Consider the following 14244-nt stretch of genomic DNA (forward strand, 5'->3'; position numbering starts at 1 on the left):
TTATGGCTTATGTAACTGTTCCCAAGGATTTTACCCGCGTGAAATCCAAGGTGGTGTTTGGGCTGACGAAACGGCAGCTCATTTGTTTTGGCGGTGCGCTGCTTGTAGGCGTCCCGCTTTTCTTTTTACTTAGGGGCCGCGTCCCCACTAGCGCGGCGGCACTGATTATGGTGTTCGCCATGCTTCCGGGCCTGCTTCTGGCCCTCTATGAGCGCCACGGCCAGCCCCTTGAAGTGGTGGTATGGCAGATCATCCAGTGCTGCTTTCTTATGCCGAAAGAGCGCCCCTACCAGACCAACAACGCCTATTCTGCCCTTGTGCGGCAGCGACAAATGGAAAAGGAGGTAAACGCCATTGTCCAAAAAGCAAAGGAACGAAGCGCCGGAAAAAAAGCCGGTAAAGCTGACCCGCGCAGAAAAGAAAGAGATTCAGGCCGTCATCCGCAAGTATAAGGGCGACGGCAAGCCCCACTCCGCACAGGAGAGTATTCCCTACGAGGCCATGTATCAGGACGGGATTTGCCGCCTGACGCCCCGCACGTTCTCCAAGTGTATCGAGTTTGCGGACATCAGCTATCAGCTCGCGCAGGCGGACACCAAGACGGCCATCTTTGAAAACCTGTGCGATTTATACAACTATCTGGACGCCTCTATCCACGTCCAGTTTTCTTTTATCAACCACAAGATCGACCCTAAGCAGTACGCCAAGAGCTTTGAAATCCGGGCGCAGGGGGATGATTTTGACGACATCCGGGCCGAGTATTCCGCCATCCTGAAAGACCAGCTTGTAAGCGGGAACAACGGCCTCATGAAACGGAAATTCCTGACCTACACCATCGAGGCCGACAACCTGAAACTGGCCCGCGCAAGGCTGCGCCGCATTGAAACCGACCTCTTAGGCTATTTCAAGAGCATGGGGGCCGTGGCGTGGGGGCTGGACGCGAAAGCTCGTCTGGAAGTCATGTACAGCATTTTCCACCCGGACGGGGAGCCGTTTCCATTCGATTGGAAATGGCTGGCCCCCTCCGGCCTCTCCACCAAGGACTTTATCGCCCCGTCCTCGTTCCGTTTCGGAAATGCCCGGCTGTTTGGGCTGGGTGGCAAGTATGGGGCTGTGAGCTTCTTAAACATCCTTTCCCCGGAGCTGTCGGATGAAATGCTGGCGGACTTCCTCAACACGGAAAACGGGATTGTCGTCAACCTCCATGTGCAGGCCATCGACCAGAGCGAGGCCATTAAAACCGTCAAGCGGAAAATCACCGACCTTGACGCCATGAAGATTCAGGAACAGAAACGGGCCGTCCGCAGCGGTTACGACATGGATATACTTCCCAGCGACCTTGCCACCTACGGGCAGGACGCCAAGGAGCTATTAAAGACCTTGCAGAGCCGGAATGAACGGATGTTTCAGCTCACCTTTCTGGTGCTGAACACCGCCGACACCCGGCAAAAGCTGGACAACGATGTATTTTGGGCCGCAGGCGTGGCGCAGAAATACAACTGTTCGCTTGTCCGTCTGGACTACCAGCAGGAGCAGGGCCTTATGAGCAGCCTCCCTTTGGGGGCCAGCCACATCAAAATTGAGCGTTCCCTGACGACTTCCAGCGTAGCCGTATTCGTGCCTTTCGTGACGCAGGAGCTTTTTCAGGGCGGCGACGCCATGTATTACGGCGTCAACGCCAAGACCGGCAACATGATTATGCTGGACAGGAAGCGGGCGCGCTGCCCCAACGGTTTAAAGCTGGGAACCCCCGGAAGCGGCAAGTCCATGAGCTGTAAATCCGAGATTTTGAGCGTGTTCCTCTGTACGCCGGACGACGTGTATATCTGTGACCCGGAGGCGGAGTATTACCCCCTTGTCAAGCGGCTTCACGGTCAGGTGGTGAAGCTCTCGCCCACCAGCAAAAGCTATGTGAATCCGCTGGACATCAACCTGAATTACTCCGAGGATGAAAGCCCGCTGGCCTTAAAATCCGACTTTGTGCTGTCGTTCTGTGAGCTTGTCATGGGCGGCAAGAACGGGCTGGAAGCCATCGAAAAGACGGTGATTGACCGGGCCGTGCAGGTGATCTACCGGCTCTATCTGGCAGACCCCCGCCCGGAAAATATGCCAATACTTTCCGATCTCCACCAAGCCCTGTTAGACCAGCATATCCCGGAGGCTGACCGGGTGGCGCAGGCCCTTGACCTGTATGTGTCCGGCTCCCTGAACGTCTTTAACCACCGTACCAACGTGGACATTGAAAGCCGGATTGTGGCCTTTGACATCAAGGAGTTAGGCAAGCAGCTAAAGAAAATCGGTATGCTGATTGTCCAAGACCAGATTTGGGGCCGGGTGACGCAGAACCGCAGCCAGGGCAAGGCGACGTGGTTCTTTTGTGATGAATTTCACCTGCTTTTGCGGGAGGAACAAACGGCGGCCTTTTCCTGCGAGATTTGGAAGCGTTTCAGGAAGTGGGGCGGCGTCCCGACAGGTGCCACCCAGAACGTGAAAGACCTCCTTTCCTCCCCGGAAATCGAGAACATTTTGGAAAACAGCGACTTTATCTGCCTGTTAAATCAGGCCAGCGGTGATAGGAAAATCCTTGCGGAACGGCTGAACATTTCCCCCCAGCAGCTACGGTATGTGGACAATTCCGAACCCGGCGAGGGGCTTTTGATTTATGAGAACGTGATTCTGCCGTTTAAGAACCCGATCCCGAAGAACACGCAGCTCTACCAGATCATGACGACCCGGTTAGGCGAGGGGGCCACAATATGAGCGCCGGGCCAGATAGGAGGTGATTTACCATGAAGCGCCCCTTAAAACCCCGTGATAAAATCACCCAGCGCATGACCCACGACGGGCTGACGCTGGATAACCAGACCACCGGCGAGAACGTCAACGTGTCCAGCCGGGAGGCCGAGCAGGAATATACCGCCGAGCCGGGCGGCACGGCGGAAAAAGCACTGGAACGGGCCGACCAGCTCCACAGCCGCCATAAGGCGAAGCAGGCGGCCAAGGACGCCGGAGAGGTAGTGGCGGAGGGAGGCGAAGCCCTGCACCGGCCCACCTCCCGCCTGCAATTTACCGCCGAGGAACGGGCCTCCCCGGAGCTTGCCCCCTATATCAAAAAAGCCGAGAAACGGGCGGATAAGCTGGACGCGGCCAAAGACGCCCTCCCGAAGAAGCGCGTACTTACCAAGGAAACCGTCTACGATGAAGCCAAGGGAAAGGCCAAGAGTAAACTTCACTTTGAAAAAGTGGAAAAAGACCCGCCGAAGCTCAAAACCAATCCGGCCAGCCGCCCCGTACAGGAGGCGGGGCTATATCTCCACGGGAAAATCCACGAGGTAGAACACGAAAACGTGGGCGTGGAGGGCGGCCACAAGGGGGAAGAACTGGCCGAGCGTCAGGCGGGCAAGGCCCTAAGAAGCACCAGACAGCGGCATAAGCTAAAGCCCTACCGGGCCGCAGCCAAGGCCGAGAGGAAATCCATAGCCGCCAACGCCGAGTTTGTGTATCAAAAATCCCTGCGGGATAACCCGGAAATGGCGCAGGCGGTAAAGAACCCGGTTTCCCGCTTCTGGCAGAAGCAGAAAATCAAGCGGCAGTATGCCAAGGCAGCGCGGGCGGCGGGCCAGACGGCACAGGGCGCGGCCAGCACCGCCAAGACCACGGCCACCACAGCCAGGAAAGCCGCCAAGGAAAGCAAAAAGGCCGCCTCCTTTGTGGCCCGCCACTGGAAAGGGGCGCTGCTGATCGGCGGCGTGGGCCTGCTTCTCATGCTGATTATGGGCGGCCTGCAATCCTGCACCGCCATGTTCGGCAGCGCCGGGACGGGGCTTGCGGCCACCTCCTATCTGTCCGAGGACAGCGATATGCTGGGGGCCGAGGACGCCTACGCCGGGATGGAGGCCGACTTGCAGCATGAGCTTGACAACTACGAAAGCCTGCACCCCGGCTACGACGAGTACCGTTTTGATTTGGACGAAATCAGCCATGACCCCTATGTGCTGACATCTATCCTCTCCGCGCTCCACGGCGGGGCGTTTACGCTGGACGAGGTACAGGGCGATCTTGCCATGCTCTTTGAACAGCAATACACCCTGACGCAGACCATTGAAACGGAAATCCGTTACCGCACGGAAACGAGGACAGACAGCGAGGGCAACGAGTACGAGGTGGAAGTCCCCTATACCTACTATATCTGCAACGTGACACTTACCAACAACGACTTATCCCACCTGCCCGTTTATCTCATGGACGAGGAACAGTTAAGCCTGTACGCGGCCTATATGCAGACATTAGGCAACCGGCCAGACCTCTTTCCAACCGGCAGCTATCCCCATGCCTCCACCGTCAAGGAGCCGACCTACTATGAAATCCCCCCGGAAGCTTTGGAAGATGAAACCTTTGCGGCCATGATTGCGGAAGCGGACAAATATGTGGGCTATCCCTATGTGTGGGGCGGCAGCTCTCCAAGCACCAGCTTTGATTGTTCCGGCTTTATTAGCTGGGTACTCAATCAGAGCGGATGGAGCGTCGGGCGGCAGACGGCGCAGGGGCTTTATAACCTCTGTACCCCCGTCACAGCGGGGCAGGCCAAGCCCGGCGATTTGGTGTTTTTCGTCGGCACCTACGACACTCCCGGCGTTTCCCATGTGGGGCTTTATGTGGGTAATTCCGTCATGCTGCACTGTGGCGACCCCATTTCTTACACAAATCTAAATTCAAGTTACTGGCAATCTCACCTATTTTGTTACGGGCGTCTACCCTGACGCCAGAAAGGAGTTTTAGACTATGGCAGCAAATAAACTTGACCGTATTGAAAAGGACATTGAGAAAACCAAGGGCAAGATCGCGGAATTGCAGAAACAGCTCCGGGAGCTGGAAGCGGCAAAGACCGAACAGGAAAACTTGCAGATCGTCCAGCTTGTGCGCGGTCTGAACATGACCCCGCAGGAGTTCGCCGCCTTTGTGCGCGGCGGCGCTCTGCAAGCGCCCCCGGCCCCGCAGCCGGAGTTTGAACAGGAGGGAAACGCTGATGAAGAATAAGCTCATTCGCAGATTTACCGTGACGCTGGTCGCTGTGCTTTGCATGGCGGCTTTTTCCGTCACCGCCTACGCCGGGGGCGCTGACCCTGACCCGGAGCCGCTGCCGGAAACCACCGAGGCCCCTTTGCCGGAGGAAACGGAGGAACCCACCACCGGGGGCATAGAGATGGAGCCGGAGGGCGTACCCGTCACCCCGGAGGGCAACGCGGCTCTGGTAGATGATTTCTACGGGGATAAACAGCTTATCACCGTCACAACCAAGGCCGGGAATTATTTCTATATCCTGATTGACCGGGCCAACGAGGACAAGGAAACCTCCGTGCATTTCCTGAACCAAGTGGACGACGCCGACCTGCAAGCGTTGTTGGAGGACGGCGAACAGGAGCCGCAAGCCTGCACCTGCACGGCCAAGTGTGAAGCCGGAGCCGTCAACACGGCCTGCCCGGTTTGTAAGAATAACCTGACCGCCTGCGCCGGGCCGGAGCCGGAACCCGTAGGCGAGGAAGAACCGGCAGCGCCGGAGAAAGAAAGTGGCGGTATGGGCGGCCTTGTGGTGTTCCTTGTGGTAGCGCTGGCAGGCGGCGGCGCGGCCCTTTACTTCTTTAAGCTCCGTAAGCCGAAAGCGGATGTCAAGGGCAGCGATGATCTGGATGAGTACGACTTTGGCGAGGACGAAGAAGAAGCCCCGGAGCCGGACGACGCCACCGATGGGGACGCCCAAGAGCCGGGGGAAGATTTGTTGATAGAGGAAGAAGCAACAGAAACGAATAAGGAGGACGAGGAATGAGTATTCAGTTAGTGATTGCAGAGAAGCCGAGCGTAGCCCGCAGCATTGCAGGCGTGACCGGCGCGGATAAGAAACAGGACGGCTACTTTGAGGGAAACGGCTATCTGGTGAGCTGGTGTATCGGCCATCTGGTTTCCCTTGCCGACGCCGGGGCCTACGACGGGCGTTTCAAGAAGTGGCGCTATGACGATTTGCCGATTCTCCCGCAGGAATGGCAGTATATCATCCCGGACGAGAAGAAAAAGCAGTTTGAAGTCCTGCGTTCCCTGATGGAGCGCCCCGATGTGGACGGCCTTGTGTGCGCCACCGACGCCGGACGCGAGGGGGAACTCATTTTCCGTTTCGTCTATCAGATGGCGGGCTGTCAAAAGCCGTTCAAGCGTCTTTGGATTTCCAGCATGGAGGACGGGGCCATCCGTGACGGCTTTGCCAGCCTGAAACCCGGCGCGGACTATGACGCCCTCTATCAATCGGCCCTTTGCCGGGCGCGGGCGGATTGGCTGGTGGGGATAAACGCCACAAGGCTTTTCTCCATCCTCTACCACAAGACCCTGACCGTGGGCCGGGTGCAGACGCCCACCTTAAAAATGCTGGTTGACCGGGAGGCCAAAATCAGCGGTTTCAAGAAAGAGAAAAATCACGTTGTCCATATCGCAGCGGGCGGCATGGAGGCGGCCAGCAGCCGCATTTCCAACCCCGGCGAGGCGGACAGCCTGAAAGCGGCTTGCGCCGGGGCGCAGGCCGTTTGTGTTTCCGTGGCGAGGGAGAAAAAGACGGAGCAGCCGCCCCGCCTCTATGACCTTACCACCTTGCAGCGGGAGGCCAACCGGCTCTTTGGCTTTACCGCCAAGCAGACCCTTGATTACGCCCAACAGCTCTACGAAAAAAAGCTGCTGACCTACCCCCGCACGGACAGCCGGTATTTAACCGACGATATGCAGCCCACAGCGGAAAGCCTTGTGTCCGGCCTCTGGCCCCTGCTTCCCTTTGCAAAGGGGCTTGACCTCTCCCCGCAGTTTGGCCGGATTCTGGACAGTAAAAAGGTGAGCGACCACCACGCCATCCTCCCCACAATGGAGTTTATCGCCAAGGGCTTTGACGGCTTGACCGAGGGGGAGAAAAAACTACTTTCCCTTGTCTGCTGCAAGCTGCTGTGCGCCGTGGCCGCGCCCCATGTGTATGAGGCCGTCACCGCCACAATCACCTGCGCCGGGAATGAATTTACCGCCAAGGGCAAAACCATCCTGACGCCGGGATGGAAAGAGATTGACCGGCGCTTTAAGGCTTCCTTTCAGACCGACGCCGACGAGGACGCGCCGGAGCTTGCGCGGGAGCTGCCGGAGATTACCGAGGGCCAGACCTTTGACAAGGTGGAGGCCAGCGCCACCGAGCATTTCACCACGCCGCCAAAGCCCTACACCGAAGATACGCTGCTGTCGGCTATGGAACGGGCCGGGGCCGAGGATATGCCGGAGGACGCCGAGAGGCAGGGCTTAGGCACACCGGCCACCCGCGCCTCCATCTTAGAAAAGCTGGTGCAGATGGGATTTATCGAGCGAAAGGGCAAGCAGCTACTTCCCACCAAGGACGGCCACAACCTTGCCTGCCTCCTGCCGGATGTGCTGACCTCTCCCCAGCTTACGGCACAGTGGGAAAAGGAGCTGACGGCGATTGCCAAGGGGGAGGCCGCCCCGGAGAGCTTCATGCAGGGCATTGAGGAAATGACGCGGGGCCTGATTGCGAACTATTCCCAGATCAGCGAGGACGCCCAGCAGTTGTTTCAAAACGAGCGTGTGGTTATCGGCAAATGCCCGCGCTGCGGGGAAAGCGTCTACGAGGGGAAAAAGAACTACTATTGCGGAAACCGGGCCTGCCAGTTTGTCATGTGGAAGAATGACCGATTTTTTGAGGAACGAAAGAAAGCGTTCACCCCGAAAATCGCCGCCGCGCTCCTTAAAAGCGGGAAAGTCAAGATAAAGGGCCTCTATTCCGTGAAAACGGGAAAGACCTACGACGGCACGGTACTTTTGGCTGATACGGGCGGGAAATACGTCAACTATCGCATAGAACGGAGGGCAAAGAACTAAAAAACAGCAAGCATAGGGAGTGTAGCCACACTCCCGAAAACTCCCTGACCCGGTACACCCTGCCGGGCCGGGGAGTTTGCTTGTTGGGGAATATCCCCAAACCCCTACGCAAAACACGACCACAGAAAGGATGTGAGGAATGAATGTCGTACAGCTCTTACGACCATGACAGCTTAGAAACGGCTGAAACCATGAAGATTGAGCGCCGGATTTACTTTGAAAGTGAACAGTCCGACCTTTCCGGCCTGGCGGCCCTGCCCTTGTCGGAGCTTTTGAAGCAGCGGGAGGAAAGCGCCGCCGCCGAACAGGAAGTGTTTAACCGTCTAAAGGAGCTGGCCGCCGCATGGGAGGAACAGGCCGGAAAGACCCTTGCCCTTGATAAAACGCTGGACTATGCCCGGACGCTTCCTGTCAAGCATACCGCAAACCAATGGGAGCCGCAGGGCGATTTTCTCCGCGTCCGCAGCAACGCCGTCTATAAAATGTCCTATTCCATTACCGAGAACACTCGGTATAACAGCGCGGCGGAGAAATCCATCCCCTATTCATGGACGCTGGACTGGAATCTTTACACCAATGCGCCGGGGAATTACGGACAGGCCAGAATCGCCGGGCAAAAGAAAGTCTTTGACAGCCGGGAAGCACTGGACAAATATCTGAATGGCCGTATCAAGGCCCACCAGCATTTGTTTACGGAAATCTCCCCGGCCATCCTCAAGGAGTACGCCGACTATTTCAAGGTGAATGGCCTTTTGCTCCCCGGTTACACCATCGAGGGGGAAGCGCCCAGTCAGGCCGCCGAGCTGCCCCAGCAGACCACCGGGGCCGAAAAAGAACAGCCGGAGCCGTCCCCTGCTATCCAACCGCCTGAAAGGAGGGAACCCGTGAACGAAGTATTTTCTATCCTGATTGACAACCGCGCCGAAGCGCAGTCCGGCGGGCCGCACGGCTACTGGCTTTCCCTGCCGGCCACCGCTGAACAGGTGCAGGCCGCCATGAAAGAAATCCACATCAGCGCCGACAACCCGCAGGATTTTTTCATTGACGGCATTTCTGCCCCGGAGGGCCGGGCGCTGGAATTGCCGGAGGATTTGGTACGGGCCGCCAGTGTGGACGAATTGAATTTCCTTGCCGCCCAGCTTCAAAAGCTGGACGCTGTGGAGCTTGCAGGCCTCAACGCCGCCATGCACTCTCCGGAAAAATTTCAGTCTATCGGCCAGATCATCGACTACGCCGAGAACACCGATTGTTTTATCCTGATCGACGCCAAGGACAACCGCACACTGGGGGATTACTACTTAAACCGTTCCGGCCTGATGGTAGTCCCCGACGAGTGGAAACCGGCCATCGACACGGAACGGCTGGGCCAGTTTATCGCCAGCGAGGAAAAAGGCACGTTTACGGAGTACGGCTATCTCCTGCGAACCGGCGACGAGTGGCAGCGCGTCCACGAGGGCCAGCCCGTGCCGGAGGAATACCGGGTAATGGGCTATCCCGCGCCGGAAGCGCTGCGGGAGGAAGCAAAAGCCCAGCCAGAGCAGAAACAGGAGGCCGCAGCTCCGCCCCCGCAGCCCGTCACCCCCATTATCCTGAACAGCCAGAACAGCGCCGACCGCATGAAAGAAATCACCGACCGGCTGGAAACAGGAATACAAGAACTTTTCGAGAGTGAACGCTACAAAGCCTATCTCACCTCTATGGCGAAGTTCCACAGTTACAGCTTTAACAACACGCTCCTGATCGCCATGCAGGGCGGCCAGCTTGTCGCAGGCTATAACAAGTGGCGGGATGATTTTCACCGCAACGTCAAGAAAGGCGAAAAGGCCATCAAGATACTGGCTCCAGCCCCGTTTAAGGCCAAAAAGGAAGTGCCGAAGCTGGACGCCCAGGGCAAGCAAGTGATCGGCAGGGACGGAAAGCCTGTCACCGAGGTTCAGGAGGTACAGGTTCCGGCCTTTAAGATTGTTTCCGTCTTTGACGTGAGCCAGACCGAGGGGGAGCCGCTGCCCTCTTTGGGGGTGGAGGAATTGACGGGCGGCGTGGAGCAATACCAAGATTTTTTCAAGGCGCTGGAACAGACCTCCCCCGTCCCGATTGGTTTTGAGGACATCCCCGGAGGCTCTCACGGCTACTACCACCTGACGGAAAAGCGGATTGCTATTCAGGAGGGCATGAGCGAATTGCAGACCGTCAAGACGGCCATTCACGAAATCGCCCATTCCAAGCTCCACGCCATAGACCCGGAGGCCACGCCCGCAGAGCAGGCCGCCCGGCCCGACAGCCGAACCCGCGAGGTACAGGCCGAGAGCGTGGCCTATGCCGTCTGCCAGCACTACGGGCTGGACACGTCCGACTATTCCTTTGGGTATGTGGCCGGGTGGAGTTCTGGCAAAGACCTGCAAGAGCTGCGGGCGTCCCTTGAAACCATCCGCGCTACTGCCCACGAGTTGATAACCGCCATCGACGGCCACCTTGCCGAACTTCAGCAGCAGCGGCAGGCCCAGCAGGAACAGCCGGAGGCCGCCCCAATAGAGCAGGCCGCCGAGCAGCCAAACCCGGACGGCGTATTTTCCAAGCTGCCCCCGGAACAGCAGCAGGCCATGACCGATGAAGTGCGGGCCATGCTGCAAATGCTGATTGACACGGATTTGAAAATTACCGGCGAGGTATCGCAGGGGACGAAAGAGGCCATCCAGACACAGGGCTTTACGCTCTCCAAGGATGGAACGCTGGAAAAGGCCGAGGCCCGGCAGCCGCAGGCGTGGAATAGGATAGACGGGATTTTGAACGGAAAACCATTCATGCCGGAGGCGTTCCCCAATGAACGGGCCAACGCTTTGATTGACCTTGCAGAAAAGGACGGCCAGCGGTTAGGCAACGGGGAACGCCGGTTGATTGTGGAATATGCCGAGGCGGTGGACGACACGCAAAAGGTGATGGCCCTTGTCAATGAGCTTTGCGAACAGGGCTATGAAATGCAGTACGGCGAGGTGGACAGCTTTGTGAAAAGCCGGATAGAGGGGGAAATCGCCGTGGCAAACGCCGAGCGCCAGATCACCCTTGACCCGGCAGCGGAGCCGATTGTTACGATTCTTTGGAGTGAAAGCCCCCACCTGAAAGACGGCCAGCAAATGCCGTTACATGAAGCCGATGCCGTTTTTAAGTCACTGGACGAGGCCCAGCGCCATGACCGGGAACAGCCGGGTTATACAGGTCATTGGTACGATAAAACCAAGTTCCGCATTGATTTTACTATGCAGGGCCAGCCGGACAACTACGAGGGGCGGCAGGATTTTGGCGACGGAGACGGTTCCCTGATCGAGCATATCCAAGGGTATCACGAATACTACGCGCAGGATGAAAGCTGGAAAAACCATGTGCTGCACCACGAGGGGCCGGAGGCATGGGAGGCGGACAAGGCCCAGCGGGAAATGCTTCTCAATGAGTTTATCCCTTATATGAAGCAGCACTGTAACCTTTCCCGTATGGAGCAGGAGGCCCAGCGCCTTTTGCAATCCGGCGATTCCCTCCCGCCAGAGCAGACCGCCTATTTGACCGCCCTTGTGGACTATGTAAAGGAGTGCCGCCCGCTTCTCAATCAGGGGGAACCTTTGCCGGAGCCGCCGCAGCTTTCCGACTTTGATAAGAGCTTGCAAAACTACAAGGAGCAGGTACAGGCCGAGGTCGCGCAGGAGGCCAAGGCCGCCGGTTTGACGGTGGAGGAATATATTGCTTCTGGCTCCGATGCCCCGGCGCAGCCTAACTTTTCCATCTACCAAGTACCGCGCGGCCCGGAGGGGCGCGACTTCCGCTACCGTTCCTATGAGGGCTTGCAGGCGGACGGGCTTTCAGTAGACAGGAAAAATTACCAGCTGGTCTACACAGCCCCGTTGGATAAGAACGCCTCTCTGGACGAGATTTACCATTGCTTTAATATGGAACATCCCGCCGATTACAAGGGACGTTCCCTCTCTATGGGAGATATTGTAGTGTTCCGGCAGGACGGGAAACAGACTGCCTACTATGTGGATCGTATCGGTTATCGGGAGGTGCCGGAATTTTTCAAGGAGCAGGGACGGCAGCTTACCCCCGACAAACTGGAAACGGGCGAAACTGTTAAAACACCGAGGGGGACTTTCTATGTAACCGCCATGAGCCGGGAACAGATGGAGGCTGCCGGGTATGGATTTCACCACCAGTCGGAGGATGGCAGGTATCTCATTATGGCAAATGGTACGAGGGCCTTTGCCATCCCGGCCCAGCAGGACAGCCACATCAAAACCGCTGAAATGTCCACCGAACAGAACGAAAATATGATCGACGGCATCCTGAACAACACTCCGTCCATGGGAGAACTGGAAGCCAGAGCAAAGGCCGGAGAACAGGTTTCCCTTTCGGATGTCGCTGCGGCAGTGAAAGCAGAGGGACAAACGCAAAAACAGGCCCACAAGAATGCTAAGGCCAACCATAGCCAGAAAAAGCCCTCCATCCGGGCGCAGCTTGCAGCGGCTAAGAAGGAACAGAAAAAGAATCCCCCGCATAGGGAACAATCAAAGGAATTGGAGGTATGAGGAATGTATTTCACCGTGGAAGAAGAAAACCTGATTTGTATGTATCATAAGAGTGACCGGCGCAGGACATCGGGAGCCATCCGGGCCACCCTGTCGGATATGAGCGAGGATATGGCGGCGCTGGCCCGTCAGGCCCTTGATAAGCTGGACGCTATGGGCGATGCCGACTTTGAAGCGCAGCCGTTCCATTTCACAGACGAATAACCCAAGCAGGCAAAAGCGCCGGACGCGGGGGGCTATATGTCCCTTGCGTCCGGCGCTTTTTTCGTGTTATACAAATCCATAGCATTTTCATAGTCAAATGTGACCTTTAGCCGTCACGCAGACTTATTCGCCTTGACGAATCATTGGCTGGCGTTCGATTTGCTGCTTTTTTGTAGTAGAAAAAGTAAATGGCTTTCCTGGGGGAAACGATATTAACACTCAGCCATACCTCCAACCAAGGGAAGCGGCCCCGATATTTCAGGGTTTCTCCCCTTTACTTTTTCTACACACACCTCCCAACATTTCAGGACACAACTGGAAATCCAAATCAATTCGTGAGCAATCGGTAAATAGTCAGAGGAATATACCATACAGCAACCACCAGACGCCAGGTCAGGATGACCCCGCCGATCAGGCCGCCTATTATAAAGTTCACAGCAATCATACCAACCGTGCCGCCTAAGTCATATCCATGGGGAACCAGCCAAACAAACATCCGCCGAATCCCAAAGGGAATCCCGCAACAGAGCCAGACATAAAAATATTCCGTTTCGCCGTTTTTGGTAAAGACCGACTTGAAAATCAAAAACAGGAACAGTGCGATTATCAGGGGCAAAACCGTGTGTTTCAACAAATCTTTCCAAATCTCTCCGCGTGTCATTCTATCCCTCCATCATGTGTTGTAAGTAAGAAATCTCTATGAATCCGCATTTTGAATCGGCGGTTCCGCTTACCGTGCTTTCTCCGCCAGGAGACAAATCCAGTGTTGTTTCCGATTTATATGTGCGGCTATCTGGGAAAAGCCTGCATCTTTTAAGTATTGCGTCAACTGTTCCTGAGTAAAAATACGCATTCCGTCGATAATGTCAGTCCATTTTTCGTCTGCCTGTTTCGTCCCGTCCGATTCATTCACAATCATAAATGTCCCGCCCGGTTTAAGTACCCGCCAGACTTCTTGAAAGCTCTCCACCGGCCCCGGCCAGAAATAGACCGTTTCAAAGGCTGTGATCACATCAAATGTCGCCGCTTCAAAAGGGAGACGAGACACATCCCCCTGCACAACGTTACATCTCCCAGACTGCACCTCATGCCGGTTGAACTGCTTTGTTTTATCACAAGCGACCTTGGAATAATCCAGGGCGGTGACCGTTGCAGCAGGAAAACGCTTTAAAAGCGCTGCGGTATTGCGTCCTCCGCCACATCCGAAATCTGCGATCATAGAATGAGACGCCTTCTGTACGACTGGAAAATAGGAAAGCCCCCAATCGGAAACAGCAGCATGGCCCTGATTCATACCTCTGACCATCATTTTTCCCATCCAGCCGTTCGGCTTTCTGGTGTTGTTAAAAAACTGTTTGAGAATCCCCATGGAATAACCTCCTTGCTCTTACTGAGTTCGCATTAACTAACTGATTTTATTATATAGGAACTCACTTGAAAAATCTACTGATTTTTCAAGGATATATGATTGTGGGGAAAGCCATAGGAAAAAGAAACAGAATGGCAACGCAGAAATGAGAGCGGGATATCGGTATCACTTTGTAGAAAAAGTAAATGC

Annotated in this window: 10 protein-coding genes; 8 read left to right on the plus strand and 2 right to left on the minus strand. The window is 56.2% G+C overall.

Features of this window, described 5'->3' with window-relative positions; all coding sequences use genetic code 11:
- Positions 1-2 precede the first annotated feature (2 nt).
- The 8 genes from KTH89_RS17785 to KTH89_RS17820 all read left to right on the plus strand — a co-directional run bounded on the left by KTH89_RS17785 (position 3) and on the right by KTH89_RS17820 (position 12686).
- Positions 3-452: a PrgI family protein gene (locus KTH89_RS17785; RefSeq protein ID WP_003505010.1), complete on the plus strand. Its 450-nt coding sequence runs from the start codon at positions 3-5 to the stop codon at positions 450-452.
- The gene (locus tag KTH89_RS17790) at positions 355-2760 is read left to right on the plus strand and encodes a VirB4-like conjugal transfer ATPase, CD1110 family (protein ID WP_129878399.1); all 2406 of its coding nucleotides are present in this window, start codon (positions 355-357) and stop codon (positions 2758-2760) included. Before KTH89_RS17785 ends, KTH89_RS17790 begins: the two co-directional genes overlap by 98 nt.
- 29 nt (positions 2761-2789) lie before the next feature.
- Positions 2790-4760, plus strand: coding sequence for a C40 family peptidase (locus tag KTH89_RS17795; RefSeq protein ID WP_003505012.1), 1971 nt, complete (start codon positions 2790-2792; stop codon positions 4758-4760).
- A gap of 22 nt (positions 4761-4782) precedes the next feature.
- Positions 4783-5037 carry a DUF4315 family protein gene (locus KTH89_RS17800; protein WP_003505014.1) on the plus strand — a complete coding sequence of 85 codons (255 nt, stop codon included), beginning with the start codon at positions 4783-4785 and terminating at the stop codon, positions 5035-5037.
- Positions 5027-5824 carry a DUF4366 domain-containing protein gene (locus KTH89_RS17805; protein ID WP_003505015.1) on the plus strand — a complete coding sequence of 266 codons (798 nt, stop codon included), beginning with the start codon at positions 5027-5029 and terminating at the stop codon, positions 5822-5824. Before KTH89_RS17800 ends, KTH89_RS17805 begins: the two co-directional genes overlap by 11 nt.
- Entirely contained in the window at positions 5821-7911 is a 2091-nt protein-coding gene (locus KTH89_RS17810) for a DNA topoisomerase 3 (protein ID WP_129878397.1), read from the plus strand. Before KTH89_RS17805 ends, KTH89_RS17810 begins: the two co-directional genes overlap by 4 nt.
- A gap of 143 nt (positions 7912-8054) precedes the next feature.
- A complete protein-coding gene (locus tag KTH89_RS17815) occupies positions 8055-12482 on the plus strand; it encodes an LPD25 domain-containing protein (RefSeq protein ID WP_003505021.1) in 4428 nt (1475 codons plus the stop codon).
- Between the two features lie 3 nt (positions 12483-12485).
- Positions 12486-12686, plus strand: a complete 201-nt coding sequence (locus KTH89_RS17820; protein ID WP_003505023.1) for a transposon-transfer assisting family protein — start codon at positions 12486-12488, stop codon at positions 12684-12686.
- A 328-nt stretch (positions 12687-13014) separates the two neighbouring features.
- Here the strand turns inward: KTH89_RS17820 and KTH89_RS17825 are convergent, their stop codons facing one another.
- Positions 13015-13347: a DUF6050 family protein gene (locus KTH89_RS17825; RefSeq protein WP_117441019.1), complete on the minus strand. Its 333-nt coding sequence runs from the start codon at positions 13345-13347 to the stop codon at positions 13015-13017.
- Between the two features lie 69 nt (positions 13348-13416).
- Entirely contained in the window at positions 13417-14055 is a 639-nt protein-coding gene (locus KTH89_RS17830) for a class I SAM-dependent methyltransferase (RefSeq protein WP_003505027.1), read from the minus strand.
- Positions 14056-14244: the final 189 nt, after the last annotated feature.

It is taken from the genome of Diplocloster agilis (assembly GCF_019042275.1).
Classification (GTDB): domain Bacteria; phylum Bacillota; class Clostridia; order Lachnospirales; family Lachnospiraceae; genus Diplocloster; species Diplocloster agilis.

Bases quoted from the DNA above. Each gene is read 5' to 3' on its own strand.
- KTH89_RS17785 (WP_003505010.1), top strand. From the start codon at position 3: ATGGCTTATGTAACTGTTCCCAAGGATTTTACCCGCGTGAAATCCAAG.
- KTH89_RS17795 (WP_003505012.1), top strand. From the start codon at position 2,790: ATGAAGCGCCCCTTAAAACCCCGTGATAAAATCACCCAGCGCATGACC.
- KTH89_RS17800 (WP_003505014.1), top strand. From the start codon at position 4,783: ATGGCAGCAAATAAACTTGACCGTATTGAAAAGGACATTGAGAAAACC.
- KTH89_RS17805 (WP_003505015.1), top strand. From the start codon at position 5,027: ATGAAGAATAAGCTCATTCGCAGATTTACCGTGACGCTGGTCGCTGTG.
- KTH89_RS17810 (WP_129878397.1), top strand. From the start codon at position 5,821: ATGAGTATTCAGTTAGTGATTGCAGAGAAGCCGAGCGTAGCCCGCAGC.
- KTH89_RS17815 (WP_003505021.1), top strand. From the start codon at position 8,055: ATGTCGTACAGCTCTTACGACCATGACAGCTTAGAAACGGCTGAAACC.
- KTH89_RS17820 (WP_003505023.1), top strand. From the start codon at position 12,486: ATGTATTTCACCGTGGAAGAAGAAAACCTGATTTGTATGTATCATAAG.
- KTH89_RS17825 (WP_117441019.1), bottom strand. From the start codon at position 13,347: ATGACACGCGGAGAGATTTGGAAAGATTTGTTGAAACACACGGTTTTG.
- KTH89_RS17830 (WP_003505027.1), bottom strand. From the start codon at position 14,055: ATGGGGATTCTCAAACAGTTTTTTAACAACACCAGAAAGCCGAACGGC.